The sequence below is a fragment of the Flavobacterium enshiense genome (assembly GCF_022836875.1).
Taxonomy (GTDB): Bacteria; Bacteroidota; Bacteroidia; order Flavobacteriales; family Flavobacteriaceae; genus Flavobacterium; species Flavobacterium enshiense_A.
Map to the genome: position 1 here is coordinate 2,542,741 of NZ_CP090376.1, position 14,297 is coordinate 2,557,037.

The 14,297-nt window shown below is 37.2% G+C and carries 14 protein-coding genes; 11 read left to right on the forward strand and 3 right to left on the reverse strand.

Annotation, left to right across the window (positions count from 1 at the left end):
- Positions 1–4: 4 nt before the first annotated feature.
- Positions 5–1,219 carry an RsmB/NOP family class I SAM-dependent RNA methyltransferase gene (locus tag LZF87_RS11395; RefSeq protein WP_244339131.1) on the forward strand — a complete coding sequence of 405 codons (1,215 nt, stop codon included), beginning with the start codon at positions 5–7 and terminating at the stop codon, positions 1,217–1,219.
- Between the two features lie 17 nt (positions 1,220–1,236).
- Positions 1,237–2,352 (forward strand): endonuclease, encoded by a 1,116-nt coding sequence (locus LZF87_RS11400; protein WP_244339132.1) that lies wholly within the window; start codon positions 1,237–1,239, stop codon positions 2,350–2,352.
- Between the two features lie 462 nt (positions 2,353–2,814).
- Here the strand turns inward: LZF87_RS11400 and rho are convergent, their stop codons facing one another.
- On the reverse strand, positions 2,815–4,605 hold the full coding sequence (gene rho / locus LZF87_RS11405) for a transcription termination factor Rho (protein WP_244339133.1): 1,791 nt from the start codon (positions 4,603–4,605) through the stop codon (positions 2,815–2,817).
- Between the two features lie 183 nt (positions 4,606–4,788).
- Between rho and LZF87_RS11410 the strand changes: the two genes are divergently transcribed.
- The 4 genes from LZF87_RS11410 to LZF87_RS11425 all read left to right on the forward strand — a co-directional run bounded on the left by LZF87_RS11410 (position 4,789) and on the right by LZF87_RS11425 (position 8,125).
- On the forward strand, positions 4,789–5,199 hold the full coding sequence (locus LZF87_RS11410; RefSeq protein WP_244339134.1) for a DUF4293 domain-containing protein: 411 nt from the start codon (positions 4,789–4,791) through the stop codon (positions 5,197–5,199).
- Positions 5,200–5,403: 204 nt separating this feature from the next.
- Entirely contained in the window at positions 5,404–6,069 is a 666-nt protein-coding gene (locus tag LZF87_RS11415; protein WP_244339135.1) for a response regulator, read from the forward strand.
- An 18-nt stretch (positions 6,070–6,087) separates the two neighbouring features.
- Entirely contained in the window at positions 6,088–6,369 is a 282-nt protein-coding gene (locus LZF87_RS11420) for a hypothetical protein (RefSeq protein ID WP_244339136.1), read from the forward strand.
- A 4-nt stretch (positions 6,370–6,373) separates the two neighbouring features.
- Positions 6,374–8,125 carry a tetratricopeptide repeat-containing sensor histidine kinase gene (locus LZF87_RS11425; RefSeq protein ID WP_244339137.1) on the forward strand — a complete coding sequence of 584 codons (1,752 nt, stop codon included), beginning with the start codon at positions 6,374–6,376 and terminating at the stop codon, positions 8,123–8,125.
- 2 nt (positions 8,126–8,127) lie between these two features.
- Here LZF87_RS11425 and LZF87_RS11430 read toward each other — a convergent pair whose 3' ends face one another.
- Positions 8,128–8,625 (reverse strand): metallophosphoesterase family protein, encoded by a 498-nt coding sequence (locus tag LZF87_RS11430; RefSeq protein WP_244339138.1) that lies wholly within the window; start codon positions 8,623–8,625, stop codon positions 8,128–8,130.
- Positions 8,622–8,903 (reverse strand): hypothetical protein, encoded by a 282-nt coding sequence (locus LZF87_RS11435; RefSeq protein ID WP_244339139.1) that lies wholly within the window; start codon positions 8,901–8,903, stop codon positions 8,622–8,624. Before LZF87_RS11435 ends, LZF87_RS11430 begins: the two co-directional genes overlap by 4 nt.
- A gap of 44 nt (positions 8,904–8,947) precedes the next feature.
- Between LZF87_RS11435 and truA the strand changes: the two genes are divergently transcribed.
- The 5 genes from truA (at position 8,948) to LZF87_RS11460 (ending at position 14,268) form a co-directional block, all read left to right on the forward strand.
- Entirely contained in the window at positions 8,948–9,691 is a 744-nt protein-coding gene (gene truA / locus LZF87_RS11440; RefSeq protein ID WP_244339140.1) for a tRNA pseudouridine(38-40) synthase TruA, read from the forward strand.
- Complete coding sequence (locus LZF87_RS11445; RefSeq protein ID WP_244339141.1) at positions 9,691–11,442, forward strand: ABC transporter ATP-binding protein; 1,752 nt, start codon at positions 9,691–9,693, stop codon at positions 11,440–11,442. Before truA ends, LZF87_RS11445 begins: the two co-directional genes overlap by 1 nt.
- A 102-nt stretch (positions 11,443–11,544) precedes the next feature.
- A complete protein-coding gene (lpdA, locus tag LZF87_RS11450) occupies positions 11,545–12,933 on the forward strand; it encodes a dihydrolipoyl dehydrogenase (RefSeq protein ID WP_244339142.1) in 1,389 nt (462 codons plus the stop codon).
- A 427-nt stretch (positions 12,934–13,360) separates the two neighbouring features.
- The gene (locus tag LZF87_RS11455; RefSeq protein ID WP_244339143.1) at positions 13,361–13,780 is read left to right on the forward strand and encodes a cupin domain-containing protein; all 420 of its coding nucleotides are present in this window, start codon (positions 13,361–13,363) and stop codon (positions 13,778–13,780) included.
- Positions 13,781–13,995: 215 nt separating this feature from the next.
- The gene (locus LZF87_RS11460; protein WP_023574725.1) at positions 13,996–14,268 is read left to right on the forward strand and encodes a DUF4242 domain-containing protein; all 273 of its coding nucleotides are present in this window, start codon (positions 13,996–13,998) and stop codon (positions 14,266–14,268) included.
- Positions 14,269–14,297 lie beyond the last annotated feature (29 nt).

Genomic DNA, 14,297 nt, shown 5'->3' on the forward strand with positions numbered 1-14,297 from the left:
TACAATGAGATTACACAGAAACTTAGTATTTACAACCATTGACTCGCTGATGGCGATTTTCAATGAAGGACAATATGCCGATAAGGTAGTAGCTTTAGCTTTGAAAAAAGACAAACGCTGGGGAAGTCATGACCGAAAATTTGTTGCGGAAACCATTTATGAAATCGTTCGATGGAAGCGTTTATATGCAGAAATTGCCGAAGTAAAAGAACCGTACGACAGGGACAATATCTGGAGAATGTTTGCGGTTTGGGCCGTTTTACGTGGTTACACCCTACCCGATTGGAAATATTTTGAAGCAACCCCTGTTAGAAAAATCAAGGGACGTTTTGACGAACTTTCTAAAATCAGAAAATACCGTGAATCAATTCCGGACTGGATGGATGAACTGGGCACTAAGGAATTAGGCGAAGATCTATGGACTAAAGAACTCCACGCCCAAAACGAGCAGGCAAAAGTTATCCTACGTGTGAATACTTTGAAAACCACTCGCGAAAAATTGCGAGCTATTTTAATGGATTTAGACATTGATACCGAAATGCCGAACGAATATCCGGATGCCCTTATTTTAAAGGAGAGAGCGAATGTATTCTTAACAGACGCTTTCAAAGAAGGTTTGTTTGAAGTTCAGGACGCTTCTTCACAATTGGTAGCTCGTTTCTTAGATGTAAAACCAGGAATGAGAATTGTTGACACTTGCGCAGGTGCCGGTGGAAAAACATTGCACATTGCTTCTTTGATGGAAAACAAGGGACAATTGATTGCAATGGATTTATACGAAAGTAAACTTAAGCAGTTAAAACTTCGTGCTAAAAGAAACGGTGCCTTTAATATCGAGCCACGTGTAATTGAAGGAACAAAAACAATCAAAAAACTTCACGAAAAAGCCGACAGGGTTTTAATTGATGCTCCATGCAGCGGTTTAGGCGTTTTAAAACGTAATCCTGACAGCAAGTGGAAACTTCAACCGGAATTCATCGATAACATCCGAAAAGTTCAGGCCGAAGTTTTAGAAAGCTATTCAAAAATAGTGAAACCTGGTGGAAAGTTAGTGTATGCTACCTGTTCGGTATTACCATCTGAAAACCAGGAACAAATTGAAAAATTCCTAAAAACGGAAAGCGGTAAAAACTTCACGTTCGTAAAAGACGTAAAAGTTTTAGCTTCCGAATCGGGATTTGATGGTTTTTATATGGCTTTATTAGACCGAAAACAATAAATCCAGAGCCCTCCCAAATGAAAAAAAACTACACCTTAACCTTACTATTACTATTAAGCGTTACTTTAAGTTTTGCTCAGACAGGAGCACCGGCTTCCCCATATTACAATGGATTTAACTGGAACCTAACCGGAACAGCTTTGAAAAATGCTCTGGCAACAAAAATAACGACGACACATACTAATTTACTTTCTTATACTCCGGGAGTTTGGGAAGCATCAAAAGTGACCGACCTAGATCCAAATGACGCAACAAATACTAATGTATTATTGATTTACGGATTCAGCAATAACATTTGCCCTACATCAACTGCAGATGACAACGATCACAGAAGAAGGGATAAAAACAGTAATGGAGGCGGAACGTTATGCGAATGGAACAGAGAACATGTTTTTGCCAAATCATTAGCTGATCCAGATCTTGATGATGGAGGTTCAAGCGATGCCGGAGAAGATGCACACCATATCCGTTCCAGTGATGTTGACAGAAATAACGATAGAGCAAGCGAAAAATTTGCGCAAGGATCAGGAAACTCACACGATGTAACAGTCACTACCTGGTATCCGGGTGACGAATGGAAAGGTGATGTTGCTCGAATGATTATGTATATGTACCTGAGATACGGATCACAATGTTTACCAATATATGCTGGAGTTGGAACTCCAGTTGCTGCTGACGGCAATATGATCGATTTGTTCCTCCAATGGAATGCTGAAGATCCTGTCTCACAATATGAAGACAACAGAAATACATATCATGGAAACACAGCTAACACATATGCACAAGGTAACCGAAATCCTTTCATTGACAATCCTTACTTAGCAACCTTGATTTGGGGAGGACCTACTGCTCAAAACAGATGGCCAACTTTAAGTACTGAAAATTTCAATACTTTAGCTAACATTTCTATCTATCCTAATCCGACAAAAGATAACCGAATCACCATAACATCGGAAACAGAATTGAATGAAATTCAGTTAATCAATAGTAATGGCCAGATAATTCAGGATATTAAAAGCCCGGCTGCATTCCAAAACACACACACTTTGAATAATTTACCTCGAGGTTTTTATTTGGTAAAATTGTCCGCTGCAAACAATAAAACAATAACAAAGAAGATAGTAGTTAACTAATTCATTTTCTTTGCTTAACACATAAAAAAATCCACCAAATGGTGGATTTTTTTGTTACTTTACCAGCATAAAACGATTAGCAAATATCGGTCTTTTAACAACTTCCTTATTCGGTTATACGGAATGGGGAAAAGGGAGAAGTGCGTTTCTTTATGAAATTGAATTCGAGCTACTTTTCAGGCAACCTCATTTATTGGAATCCCTAACACATCCTCTCATTCTTGGAAGCCTGGGCGGTCAACTGATACTATTATACTGTACCGTCAAAAACAATAGCTCAAAAAAACTCAATTTACTCGGTTTAGTAATGCTTAGCTTACTTATGCTTTTGGTGTTACTTGTTGGAATCTTATCTTCCAATCTCAAAATAATTCTTTCCGCTATCCCTTTCTTATGTTTTGCAGTAATGCTGCTTATTGCCATAAAAAAAGAGAGGCTGAAAACCTCTCTCTAAATCTTTATCTAATCATTCATCGAAATCAAGAACTCCTCGTTGTTTCTTGTTTTCTTGAATCTGTCGTTGATGAAATCCATCGCTTCCACCGGATTCATATCCGCAAGATATTTACGCATAATCCACATTCTCTGAATTGTATTCTCATCCAACAATAAATCGTCACGACGCGTACTTGAAGATGTAAGATCGATAGCAGGGAAAATACGTCTGTTGGCAATCTTTCTGTCCAACTGCAATTCCATGTTACCCGTACCTTTGAATTCTTCGAAGATAACTTCGTCCATTTTTGAACCGGTTTCTGTCAATGCCGTAGCAATGATACTCAACGAACCACCATTTTCCACATTACGTGCCGCTCCGAAGAAACGTTTTGGCTTTTGCAGTGCATTAGCGTCCACACCACCACTCAATACTTTTCCTGATGCCGGCTGAACCGTGTTATAAGCTCTCGCTAAACGCGTAATCGAATCCAAAAGAATCACAACATCATGACCACATTCTACCAGGCGTTTTGCTTTTTCCAAAACGATGTTGGCAATTTTAACGTGTTCCTGCGGCTCTCTGTCAAAAGTCGAAGCAATTACTTCTCCTCTCACACTGCGCTGCATGTCGGTTACCTCTTCCGGACGTTCGTCAATCAATAATACAATTAAATATACTTCAGGATGATTGGCTGCAATCGCGTTGGCAATGTCTTTCAACAACATTGTCTTACCCGTTTTCGGCTGTGCTACAATCATACCACGCTGTCCTTTTCCTATTGGTGAGAACAAATCGATAACACGGGTCGAAATCGTACTTTGTCTTTCGGCTAATCGGAATTTTTCAGTTGGAAAAACCGGAGTCAAATGTTCAAATGATATTCTGTCTCGCACTACTTGAGGGTCGTGTCCGTTAATTTTCAACACTTTCACCAATGGGAAGTATTTCTCTCCTTCTTTCGGAGGACGAACAACACCTTTTACGGTATCTCCTGTTTTTAATCCGAATAAACGAATTTGGGAAGTCGACAAATATATATCATCAGGTGAAGCAAGGTAATTATAATCCGAAGAACGTAAAAAACCGTAACCGTCCGGCATCATTTCCAGCACACCTTCGCTTTCAATGATTCCGTCGAATTCATATTCAGCTTCTCTGAAATTCTGCTTTTTGTGTTTTTGATTTGGATTTTGGTTCTGATTGGGATTATTCTGATTAGCTCCTCCCTGATTAGGATTTTGAGGTTTCGTAACTGGAGCTTCTGTAACTGGTTCCGCTACTTCTGCAACTGAAGCTGTTTCTTCAACTTCTTTATTTTGTGCAGGTCTGATCTTAGTATTCTGATTGCTTTCTTTTGTAAAGGGCTGTTTCTTAACAAACTCTTTCTTTTTATTTACAAAATTTTCGCGCTTTGGTTCCGCTGCTTCTGTTGTAGGTTTTTCAACAACTTCTTCTTTTAATTCAGTTTCAGCTAATTCAGTTTCAGCAACTTTCTTGTGAAGCTTAGGAGTGAATATTTTTTTCTCAGCCTGAGCAGGTTCGCCGGATTCTTCTTTATGTTGGCTGGATTCTTCTTTAAGTTGGCTGGATTCTTCTTTAACAGGCTTAATGCGAGCGCGCTTTGCTTTCTCCTCCGGTTGGGGAGTTTCCTGAAGAGCAGGCTTAACAACCTCAGGATTAGCCGCTTGATAATCTAAAATCTGATAAACCAATTCATCTTTCTTAAGATTACGATATTTATTGATTTTAGCGATTTTAGCGATTTCTTGAAGCTCAGGCAGCTTCATTTCTTTTAACACAGAAATATCAAACATGTAGTGTATCTGAATTTAATTAGAGTAATGTGATACTAAAATTTGGGTAAGGATTTTTTTGAATTGAAACAATCGTAAAATGAAGTACTTACGGTTTTGTATTGCAATAATACGAATTTTATTTAAAAAACAATAGTATTTCTAGGAAAAAGAAACTATTTTTGTCCGACAATAAACCAAAAAATGATACAAAGAATTCAGACAGTTTATCTTTTCCTTGCCTTTGTTTGTTCAGGGGTTTTGCCTTTTATTTTTCCGTTATGGAAAGATATGGCCGGAAAAGATTTCTATTTCATGCTGGATGTAGTGTATGCTGCCATTTTTGGATTGTGTACTACACTTGCCTTAGTAAGCATCATTAGTTTTAAGAAAAGACAAAATCAGTTTGTGATGAACCGACTGAACATAATATTAAACTTTATATTACTAGGATTATTTGTGTATCGATTACTAAACCTATCCGGAGAAGCTACGGTTTCTGAGAAGGGTATTGGGATGTTTCTTCCTGTCATTTCTATCGTTTTGTTAGTCTTAGCCAATAAGGCCATCAAAAAGGACGAAGATCTCGTAAAATCTGTAGACCGATTACGATAAACCTTTCATCTTAGTTTATTAGTGCGCGAAAAATCCGAATCTTAACTGGTTCGGATTTTTTTATGAAATAAAGCAAAACGACATTACTTATTATCCATAATTAGCAGCATTCATATCACCAAATTTGGTGATGCAAAATCACTAAATTTGGTGATGCAAATCTTAATTTAAAATCTTACATTTGGTTTTACCAATTTGAGAAGAATGTCAGAAAAAATACGAATCTACCTTGCCGACGACCACCAAATTCTGATTGACGGGCTTATTGCCGTTTTAAAGACCAACAAAAATTTTGAAGTTGTTGGCTATTCCCTATCCGGGGAAAATCTTGCAGATGAAGTTACAGGTAAAAATATCGACATCTTACTCATGGACATCAACATGCCAAAAAAAGACGGTATTGAAGTCCTCAAACAATTCAACCAAAAAGGTTTCCCGTGTAATGTAATTGTTTTTTCAAGTTTTGATGACCTGAAACTAATAAAGGAAGTTCTTCAGTTAGGCGCCAAAGGATACTTAACAAAACAATCGGCCGGCGAAAACATAATCGAAGCCATCAACACGGTTTATAACGGAGAAGAATATTATTCCAAATCGGTACGCGAAAAAATTTTCCTTTCGTTCACGGGTAAGGCAGAACAAAACAATAACCCCTACAATGAAATGTCGCCCGTATCCATAACAGATCGCGAACTTGAAATCTTAAAACTTATTTCACTTGAATACAGCGGGAAAGAAATAAGCGAAGCATTATTCATCAGTGTAAACACTGTAGAAACCCATCGTAAAAACCTTCTCAAAAAATTAAATATCAAAACCACCATCGGATTGGTGAAATACGCTTTGAAACATAAATTAATCAATAACTAACCTTAAAAAAAAAACAGTATGGCACTTTTAAGAAAATATGGCTATCAGACTACCGCAGAGGACGAATTCGACTTCAATTTTGAAATTCCAGCAAACTGTAATTTCACAACAGAGTATGATTCAGGCGAAAATATCAACACCATCAACATTGTGTTAAATTCAGGACAGTCTCAGCCTTCAAGTACTTACAATACAGAATACACCACCTTTAATTCTTCCGAAGGTGTTTTAAGAGTGAGCTTTGAGCAAACTCTTAACGGAATAACGATAAAAAAACCACTGATTACCGTTTCAAATTAAACCATTGAGAATTAATAATTATTTTTTCATCTTATTTCTGTCTTTCGCAGCTTTTTCACAGCAAAAAACTGCGAAAGATTCTTTTGAATATTACAAGAAAACTAACCAGTTTCAAAAAGCACTTACATATTCAGATAAGAAAGCGGCCTATTTTTTAAAGAAAAAACAGTACTCGAATTACACTAAACAGATTACAAACAAAGCCACTATTCTTACCAATGACATCAAAGACCCAAAGCGATCGTTAAAACTAATTTACGAATCACTCACTACATTAAACAATGCTCCTGATTTTGAAAAAGTAAAGCTTTATCCGGAACTAGCCAGAACGTATTTTCGTTTACAAAAGTTTGATAAAGCAGTGGAGATTGCCAAAAAAGGATTAAAAACCGCAAGAGCTTCTAAAAACGATACTGTCATTTTTAAGCTGAATTATAATATTCTTGCCGCCTATATTTCATTTTTTGATACACAAAACGCCTTTCCATACCTGGAACCTTCTTTAAAAATGGCTAAAAAACTAAAAGATGATTATGAAATTTCCAGAACATACAATATTCATTTTGCTTTCTACAGCCATATTCAGGAAAGAGATATTGCTAAGAAATATCTAGATTCCTCTATCATTTATGCTAAAAAATCGGGGGTACAAAAAATAATTAATGATGCACAAAGCAATTTAGGTGTACATTATTTAACCGAAGAAATCGATTATAAAAAAGCTCGCGACTTATATCTTGACTTAATTGAAAAAAATAAAAACGATTCCCTTAATGAAGAGTATTCTCATTATTACATAAACATTTCTTTAGCTTATGAAAACTTAGGAGACCTTGCATCGGCAAATAAATATCTGAATAAATATGCCGAATATGCCATCTATGCCCTAAAGCACAAATTCGATGGTGAACTCGAAGGTATCCGAACCAAATATGAGCTGGATAAAGCGGAAATGGAATTTAAGGAACAGGAAATGCTTTTAAAGCAGAAACAACTTAAAAGTGAAAAAATGCTTTATTTGCTGATTGCTTTACTGTCTTTAGTTGGTGTTTTGTTCTACTTCTTTTACCAGAATTTGAAACTAAAACAAAAAAACAAGCTAAAAGATCTTCGCCACAACACACAACAAAAACTTGTAAATGCTACAATTGACGGCCAGGAAGAAGAACGTAAGCGTCTTTCAGCGATATTACATGACAATATCAGCGCCTTGTTATCTTCTGCCAGTCTGCATATGATGGCCTTCGAAGCAGAACATCCTGAAATAGCCGAAGAACTCAAAAAAACGAAAAGCATCATCAAAGAAGCACACGATAAAGTCCGTGATTTATCACATGCTCTGATTCCGCCTGTTTTAGAAAAACTGGGGTTAATTACCGCCCTTGAGGATTTATGCGAAAAAAACTCCAATTCGCTTATCCATTTTAAGTTTGACAATTTTATTGAAGAAGAAATCCGTTTTCAAAATGATTTCGAAATGAAATTATACTTTATCGTTGCCGAATTATTCAATAACATTATTAAACACAGTGATGCTTCTGAAGCTTCTTTAACCATTAATAAAGAAAGTGGTCAGCTTTCCGTAAATATTGAAGATAACGGAAAGGGATTCGATGATAAGGAAGGTAAAATAAATGAAGGCCTTGGGCTTACACAGATAAAAACTCGAATCAAAAGCCTAAAAGGAAATATAAATATCAATTCCACAGAAAAAAAGGGAACATTGATTTTTATCAAAATACCGATTGAAAACTAAAATCAGACTCGCATTCCCATTTCCACTACATTTAAATTCTGAATTTTATCTCCGTCGATTTCAAACTGCAACATTGTTCGTACCTGATGAAAACCGTGTTTCCCAGCAGCACCCGGATTCATGTGGAGTAAATTCAGTTCTTTATCAAACTGTACTTTCAAGATATGGGAATGTCCACAAATAAACAACTTTGGCGGATTGGCTCTTATTTCATTTCGAATATCCTGATTGTATTTTCCCGGATAACCGCCAATATGTGTAATCCAGACATCAACCCCTTCACACATAAATCTATTATTCAGCGGAAATTCCAAGCGCGCCTTCCCATCATCAATATTACCGTAAACCGCTCTCAATGGTTTTATTTTCTTGATAGCATCCGTAACCGATAAATCGCCAATATCTCCGGCATGCCATACTTCATCTGCCATGTGGACATATTTTAAAATCGTTTCATCAATATGGTTGTGAGTATCGGAAAGCAGAAGAATTTTTTTCATTTTTCTTTTGAGTGGTAAAGTTGTCCGGTATCAAAGATACGAAGTTTAGGAAAAAGGGATAAGGGAAAAGGGATAACTGCTCGGGAGCGTGAATTTAGAGTGCAGAAGAGTATTTGAAGAACACGGAAGATCTTTTGCAGGACACGGAAGACCATTTGAAGGGCACGATAGAACTTCCTCCTTTCCGTTTCTTCCTTATCCCTTATCCCTTTTCCCTTATCCCTTTTCCCTCTTCCCTTTTCCCTCTTCCCTCCCCAACCCCTTTCTTCTTTTCCCATAAACTTTGTAACTTTGCCTCTTTGTAACCTTACAGCTATACACCTTGAGATATTTCATCGAATTTGCATACAACGGAAAAAATTACCACGGTTGGCAATACCAGCCTCACTCTGCATCTGTACAGGAAACCCTCACCAAAGCCTTAACCACTCTGTTTAGAAAAGAAATAGAGATTATGGGCGCAGGCCGTACCGATACAGGTGTACACGCAAAAAAAATGTATGCACATTTCGACTATGAAGACTCATTGGATTCAGCCTATTGGACACAAAAATTAAATTCATTCTTACCGAAAGACATTGTTGTCTTCCAAATTATTCCGCTTCACGACGATGCCCATGCAAGGTTTGATGCCACCAGCAGAACCTACGAATACCACATTCACACCTTCAAAGATGCCTTTGAAAACGAAGGGAGCTGGTATCATTTTCATCCGCTTGACGTGGATAAAATGAATGAAGCCGCCAAAATCCTATTCGACTACATCGATTTTGAATGCTTTTCGAAAACACATACCGATGTAAAAACCTTTAACTGCGTTATCAAAGAAGCCTATTGGCAACAAAACGGAACAAAACTGGTTTTCACTATTTCCGCCGACCGATTTTTACGAAACATGGTCAGGGCAATTGTCGGAACGTTAATCGGAGTTGGTATCGGTAAAATTTCATTCGAGGATTTCCGAAAAATAATCGAAAGCAAAAACAGAGGAAATGCCGGATTTTCAGTACCTGCTCACGGATTATATTTAACCAAAGTAATTTATCCGTATATTCATCAGCAATAATGAAAGTCATACAATCCATATCGCTTAAAAAAGTAATGCACTATGCAAAACCTTATCAAAAAAGGCTTTATATGGTTGTACTGTTTTCAATTACGCTTTCCGTTTTTGCGGCAGTCCGCCCTTATTTGTTAAAACAGACCATAGATACTTATCTTAAAGTTCACGATCAGGTTGGGTTGCTCTATTACATTATATTAATGGGGATTGTCTTAATCCTTGAAGTAGGCTCTCAATTTTACTTTACGTATTGGGCAAACTGGTTAGGTCAGGACATTGTAAAAGACATACGCGAAAAATTATTTCATCATATTACGACGTTCCGAATGAAATACTTCGATACTGAACCGGTGGGAAAACTGGTAACACGATCGGTTACCGATATCGAGTCCATTGCCAGTATCTTCAGTCAGGGATTATTCATGATTGTGAGTGATTTAATGAAAATGACGGTCGTACTCGGAATCATGTTTTACATGAACTGGAAACTGAGCTTTATAGTGATACTCGGAATGCCTGTCTTACTGTATGCGACACGTATTTTTCAGCAAAAAATGAAAGTCGCTTTTGAAGAAGTGCGTAATCAGGTAGCTAATTTGAACACCTTTGTTCAGGAACGCGTTACCGGAATGAAAATCGTCCAGCTTTTCAACCGTGAAGAAATTGAACTGGAAAAATTCAAAAAAATCAATGAATTACACAACAAAGCCTGGTTAAAAAACATTTTATACAACTCCATCTTCTTCCCTATTGCCGATATTTTATCATCACTAACTTTAGGTATGGTGGTTTGGTATGGCGGATGGAATATCATGCATGGTGATACCATGACGACTTTCGGGGATTTGTTCGCTTATACGATGCTTATCGGAATGTTGTTCAACCCATTACGCCAGATTGCGGATAAATTCAACGTGATGCAAATGGGAATCATTGCCGCCGAACGAGTTTTTGAAGTTTTGGAGCGTGAAGACCTAGTGCAAGAAAACGGTAGCTTGACCGCTGGCCATTTTAAAGGTGATCTTACACTGGAGAATGTACATTTCAGTTATATAGAAGGCGAAGAAGTACTGAAAGGCATCAACCTAGATATAAACGCAGGGGAAACCATTGCTATTGTTGGTGCTACTGGAGCCGGTAAATCCACTATTATTAATCTGCTGAACCGATTTTACGAAATCAGTAACGGACGTATTTTAATTGACGGAACCAATATCAACGACTTTGATCTGTACAGCCTTCGCCGACAGATTGCCATTGTTTTACAGGACGTTTTTCTCTTTGCCGATACCATCCTGAACAACATCACACTGGACAATCCAAATATCAGTAGAGAAGAAGTTATTCTCGCAGCAGAAAGAATCGGTGTACACAATTTCATTATGAGTCTGCCTGGCGGTTATGATTACAACGTAAAAGAAAGGGGCGCTATGCTTTCATCGGGTCAGCGCCAATTGATAGCCTTCTTGCGTGCTTATGTCAGCAACCCGAGTATCTTGATTTTGGATGAAGCTACGTCTTCCATCGATACTTATTCGGAAGAACTGATTCAGATGGCAACCGAAAAAATCACAAAAGGAAGAACCTCCATTGTCATTGCACACCGTTTGGCAACCGTTATCAATGCTGATAAAATCATCGTGATGGATAAAGGACAGATTGTAGAAGAAGGCAAACATTTCGAATTAATCAGTAAACCGGATGGATATTACAAAAGTTTATACGAATCGCAATTTGCAGTAGAAAACAATTGATAATTTTCAAATAAATCCCTATTTTCGTACGCTGAAATTAAAACCGATATTTGATGTATTTACGCATTGAATATCAACTTAATATAAAATAACACCTTAAAAATGAAATACGATATTATTGTTTTAGGAAGTGGTCCGGGCGGTTATGTAACTGCTATCAGAGCATCACAATTAGGCTTTAAAGTAGCCGTTATCGAAAAAGAAAACCTTGGTGGAATCTGCCTTAACTGGGGTTGTATTCCAACAAAAGCTTTATTGAAATCGGCTCAGGTTTTTGATTACCTAAAACATGCTTCCGATTATGGTTTAACCGTAAAGGAATTTGATAAAGACTTCAACGCTGTTATCGCACGTTCTCGTGGTGTGGCAGAAGGAATGAGCAAAGGAGTTCAGTTCTTAATGAAGAAAAACAAAATCGATGTTATTGACGGTTTTGGAAAAGTAAAACCAGGCAAAAAAGTTGATGTTACTGCTGCTGACGGAAAAGTAACTGAGTACACAGCTGACCACATTATCATTGCAACGGGTGCACGTTCAAGAGAATTACCTAACTTACCTCAAGACGGTAAAAAAGTAATCGGATACCGTCAGGCGATGGTTTTACCGGAGCAGCCAAAGAAAATGATAGTAGTAGGTTCCGGTGCTATCGGAGTTGAATTCGCTCATTTCTATAACGCAATGGGAACCGAGGTTACTATCGTTGAGTTCATGCCTAATGTAGTTCCGGTAGAAGATGAAGATATCTCAAAACAATTTGAGCGTTCTTTGAAAAAAGCAGGAATCACTGTTATGACTAATTCTTCTGTAGAAAGAATCGACACTAGTGGAAACGGCGTGAAAGCTTTCGTTAAAACTGCTAAAGGAGAAGAAGTTTTAGAAGCTGATATTTTACTTTCAGCTGTTGGAATCAAAACCAACATCGAAAACATTGGATTAGAAGAAACAGGTATCGCTACAGATAAAGATAAAATCTTAGTAAACGATTTCTACCAGACAAACATCCCAGGTTACTACGCTATTGGTGACGTAACTCCGGGTCAGGCTTTAGCTCACGTAGCTTCTGCTGAAGGAATCTTGTGTGTGGAGAAAATCGCAGGTTTACATGTTGAGCCGCTAGATTACGGAAACATCCCGGGTTGTACTTATGCCACTCCTGAAATTGCTTCTGTAGGTTTAACTGAAAAACAGGCAAAAGAAAAAGGATACGAATTGAAAATTGGTAAATTCCCGTTCTCTGCTTCTGGTAAAGCAAAAGCTGCCGGAACTCCGGACGGATTCGTAAAAGTAATTTTCGATGCTAAATACGGAGAATGGTTAGGCTGCCACATGATTGGTGCTGGTGTTACCGATATGATTGCTGAGGCAGTTGTGGCTCGTAAATTAGAAACTACAGGTCACGAAATCCTAAAAGCGGTTCACCCTCACCCTACGATGAGTGAAGCTGTTATGGAAGCTGTTGCTGATGCTTACGGAGAAGTAATCCACTTATAATTATTTCTGAAACTAAATCTTATTAGTTTAAATATCAAAAATCCGCTTTGTGAAAAACAGAGCGGATTTTTTTATTGTCTTGTTTATTACGGAAGATGAAGTGTTATCAGCACAATTTTACTATCTGATCAAATCAAAAATCACCTTCTTTATAACTTAATTTTTGATTAATAAATCGTCGTATTAAAAAAACGAAGTCAAATCTGGTTATTTTTTTGTAAATTAGCACTTATTAAAATATTGTTTTTCAACTATTTACAACTACATATTAATCATTTTTAATTTCTAATACTTAGGAAAAATTTATTACCGCCTCAACACATCGTACCTTAATTGCTGCTATTTTTTGAATGCCGATCTCTAACTTGTTTAAACAAGATGCAAAAGAAAAAACAAATGCAATACAATTAAAAAAATGAAGAATACGATGAAAACAATTAAACTTATTTCAATGTCATTTATTTTCGGAGTAATTCCTATGCTAAGCAATTCGCTATATGCTCAGGACCCCGTTGTAGTCGCTCCGGACATCTACAAAAAAGTAGTTCTCGATAACGACAATGTCAGAGTGATACAAATTGAACTTGCACCCGGGGAATCCACTCCGTGGCACAGCCATCCGAACCATGTTGCCTATGCGCTTACCGACGGCAAAATAGAAATCACAGACAAAGGCAAAGCACCTGTAGCAATGGATATTAAAGCCGGTGATGCCTTATATATTCCAGCTGTAACTCACATGGCAAAAAATCTTGGTACATCCCCAATAAAAATGGTTGTTACCGAAATAAAACATCCTGGTAGCAAAAAAGCAAAAACTGCAGCAACACCTGCTCCTAAAAAATAGAGAACTTCATCATGCTAAAAAATCCGTTCTGCTTTCACAAAACGGATTTTTTCAATTTTACAACGATTAAGCTTACAACAAATTAACAGGAAAAAGTATAATTCGTAAATTTAATATCGTTCTTTAAAACTTTTCAAACAAAAATGAAAGTTCAATACTAATTGATAGTATTGAAGCAAAAATCAAAACGATTAGGAATCTAAAAACTAAATAGTATGCCAAAGTATGTAATCGAAAGGGAAATCCCCGGAGCAGGTAAACTTACCCCTCAACAGTTAAAAGAAATTGCAGAAACTTCTTGTGGAGTGTTGATCAAAATGGGACCCGATATTCAATGGGTTCACAGTTATGTAACTGATGACAAAATTTATTGTGTTTATATTGCACCTAATGAAGAAATGGTTCGTGAACATGCGAAACTAGGTGGATTTCCGGCAAACTCGGTAAGCGAAGTTTCAGCAATTATAGACCCTGTAACGGCAGAATAATATGTACTGTCTATTCCTAAGGTACCTTA

Bases quoted from the DNA above. Each gene is read 5' to 3' on its own strand.
- LZF87_RS11400 (WP_244339132.1), top strand. From the start codon at position 1,237: ATGAAAAAAAACTACACCTTAACCTTACTATTACTATTAAGCGTTACT.
- LZF87_RS11435 (WP_244339139.1), bottom strand. From the start codon at position 8,903: ATGGGAAAAGAAGAAAGGGGTTGGGGAGGGAAGAGGGAAAAGGGAAGA.
- LZF87_RS11445 (WP_244339141.1), top strand. From the start codon at position 9,691: ATGAAAGTCATACAATCCATATCGCTTAAAAAAGTAATGCACTATGCA.
- LZF87_RS11420 (WP_244339136.1), top strand. From the start codon at position 6,088: ATGGCACTTTTAAGAAAATATGGCTATCAGACTACCGCAGAGGACGAA.
- lpdA (WP_244339142.1), top strand. From the start codon at position 11,545: ATGAAATACGATATTATTGTTTTAGGAAGTGGTCCGGGCGGTTATGTA.
- LZF87_RS11410 (WP_244339134.1), top strand. From the start codon at position 4,789: ATGATACAAAGAATTCAGACAGTTTATCTTTTCCTTGCCTTTGTTTGT.
- LZF87_RS11415 (WP_244339135.1), top strand. From the start codon at position 5,404: ATGTCAGAAAAAATACGAATCTACCTTGCCGACGACCACCAAATTCTG.
- LZF87_RS11455 (WP_244339143.1), top strand. From the start codon at position 13,361: ATGAAAACAATTAAACTTATTTCAATGTCATTTATTTTCGGAGTAATT.
- LZF87_RS11460 (WP_023574725.1), top strand. From the start codon at position 13,996: ATGCCAAAGTATGTAATCGAAAGGGAAATCCCCGGAGCAGGTAAACTT.
- LZF87_RS11430 (WP_244339138.1), bottom strand. From the start codon at position 8,625: ATGAAAAAAATTCTTCTGCTTTCCGATACTCACAACCATATTGATGAA.
- LZF87_RS11395 (WP_244339131.1), top strand. From the start codon at position 5: ATGAGATTACACAGAAACTTAGTATTTACAACCATTGACTCGCTGATG.
- rho (WP_244339133.1), bottom strand. From the start codon at position 4,605: ATGTTTGATATTTCTGTGTTAAAAGAAATGAAGCTGCCTGAGCTTCAA.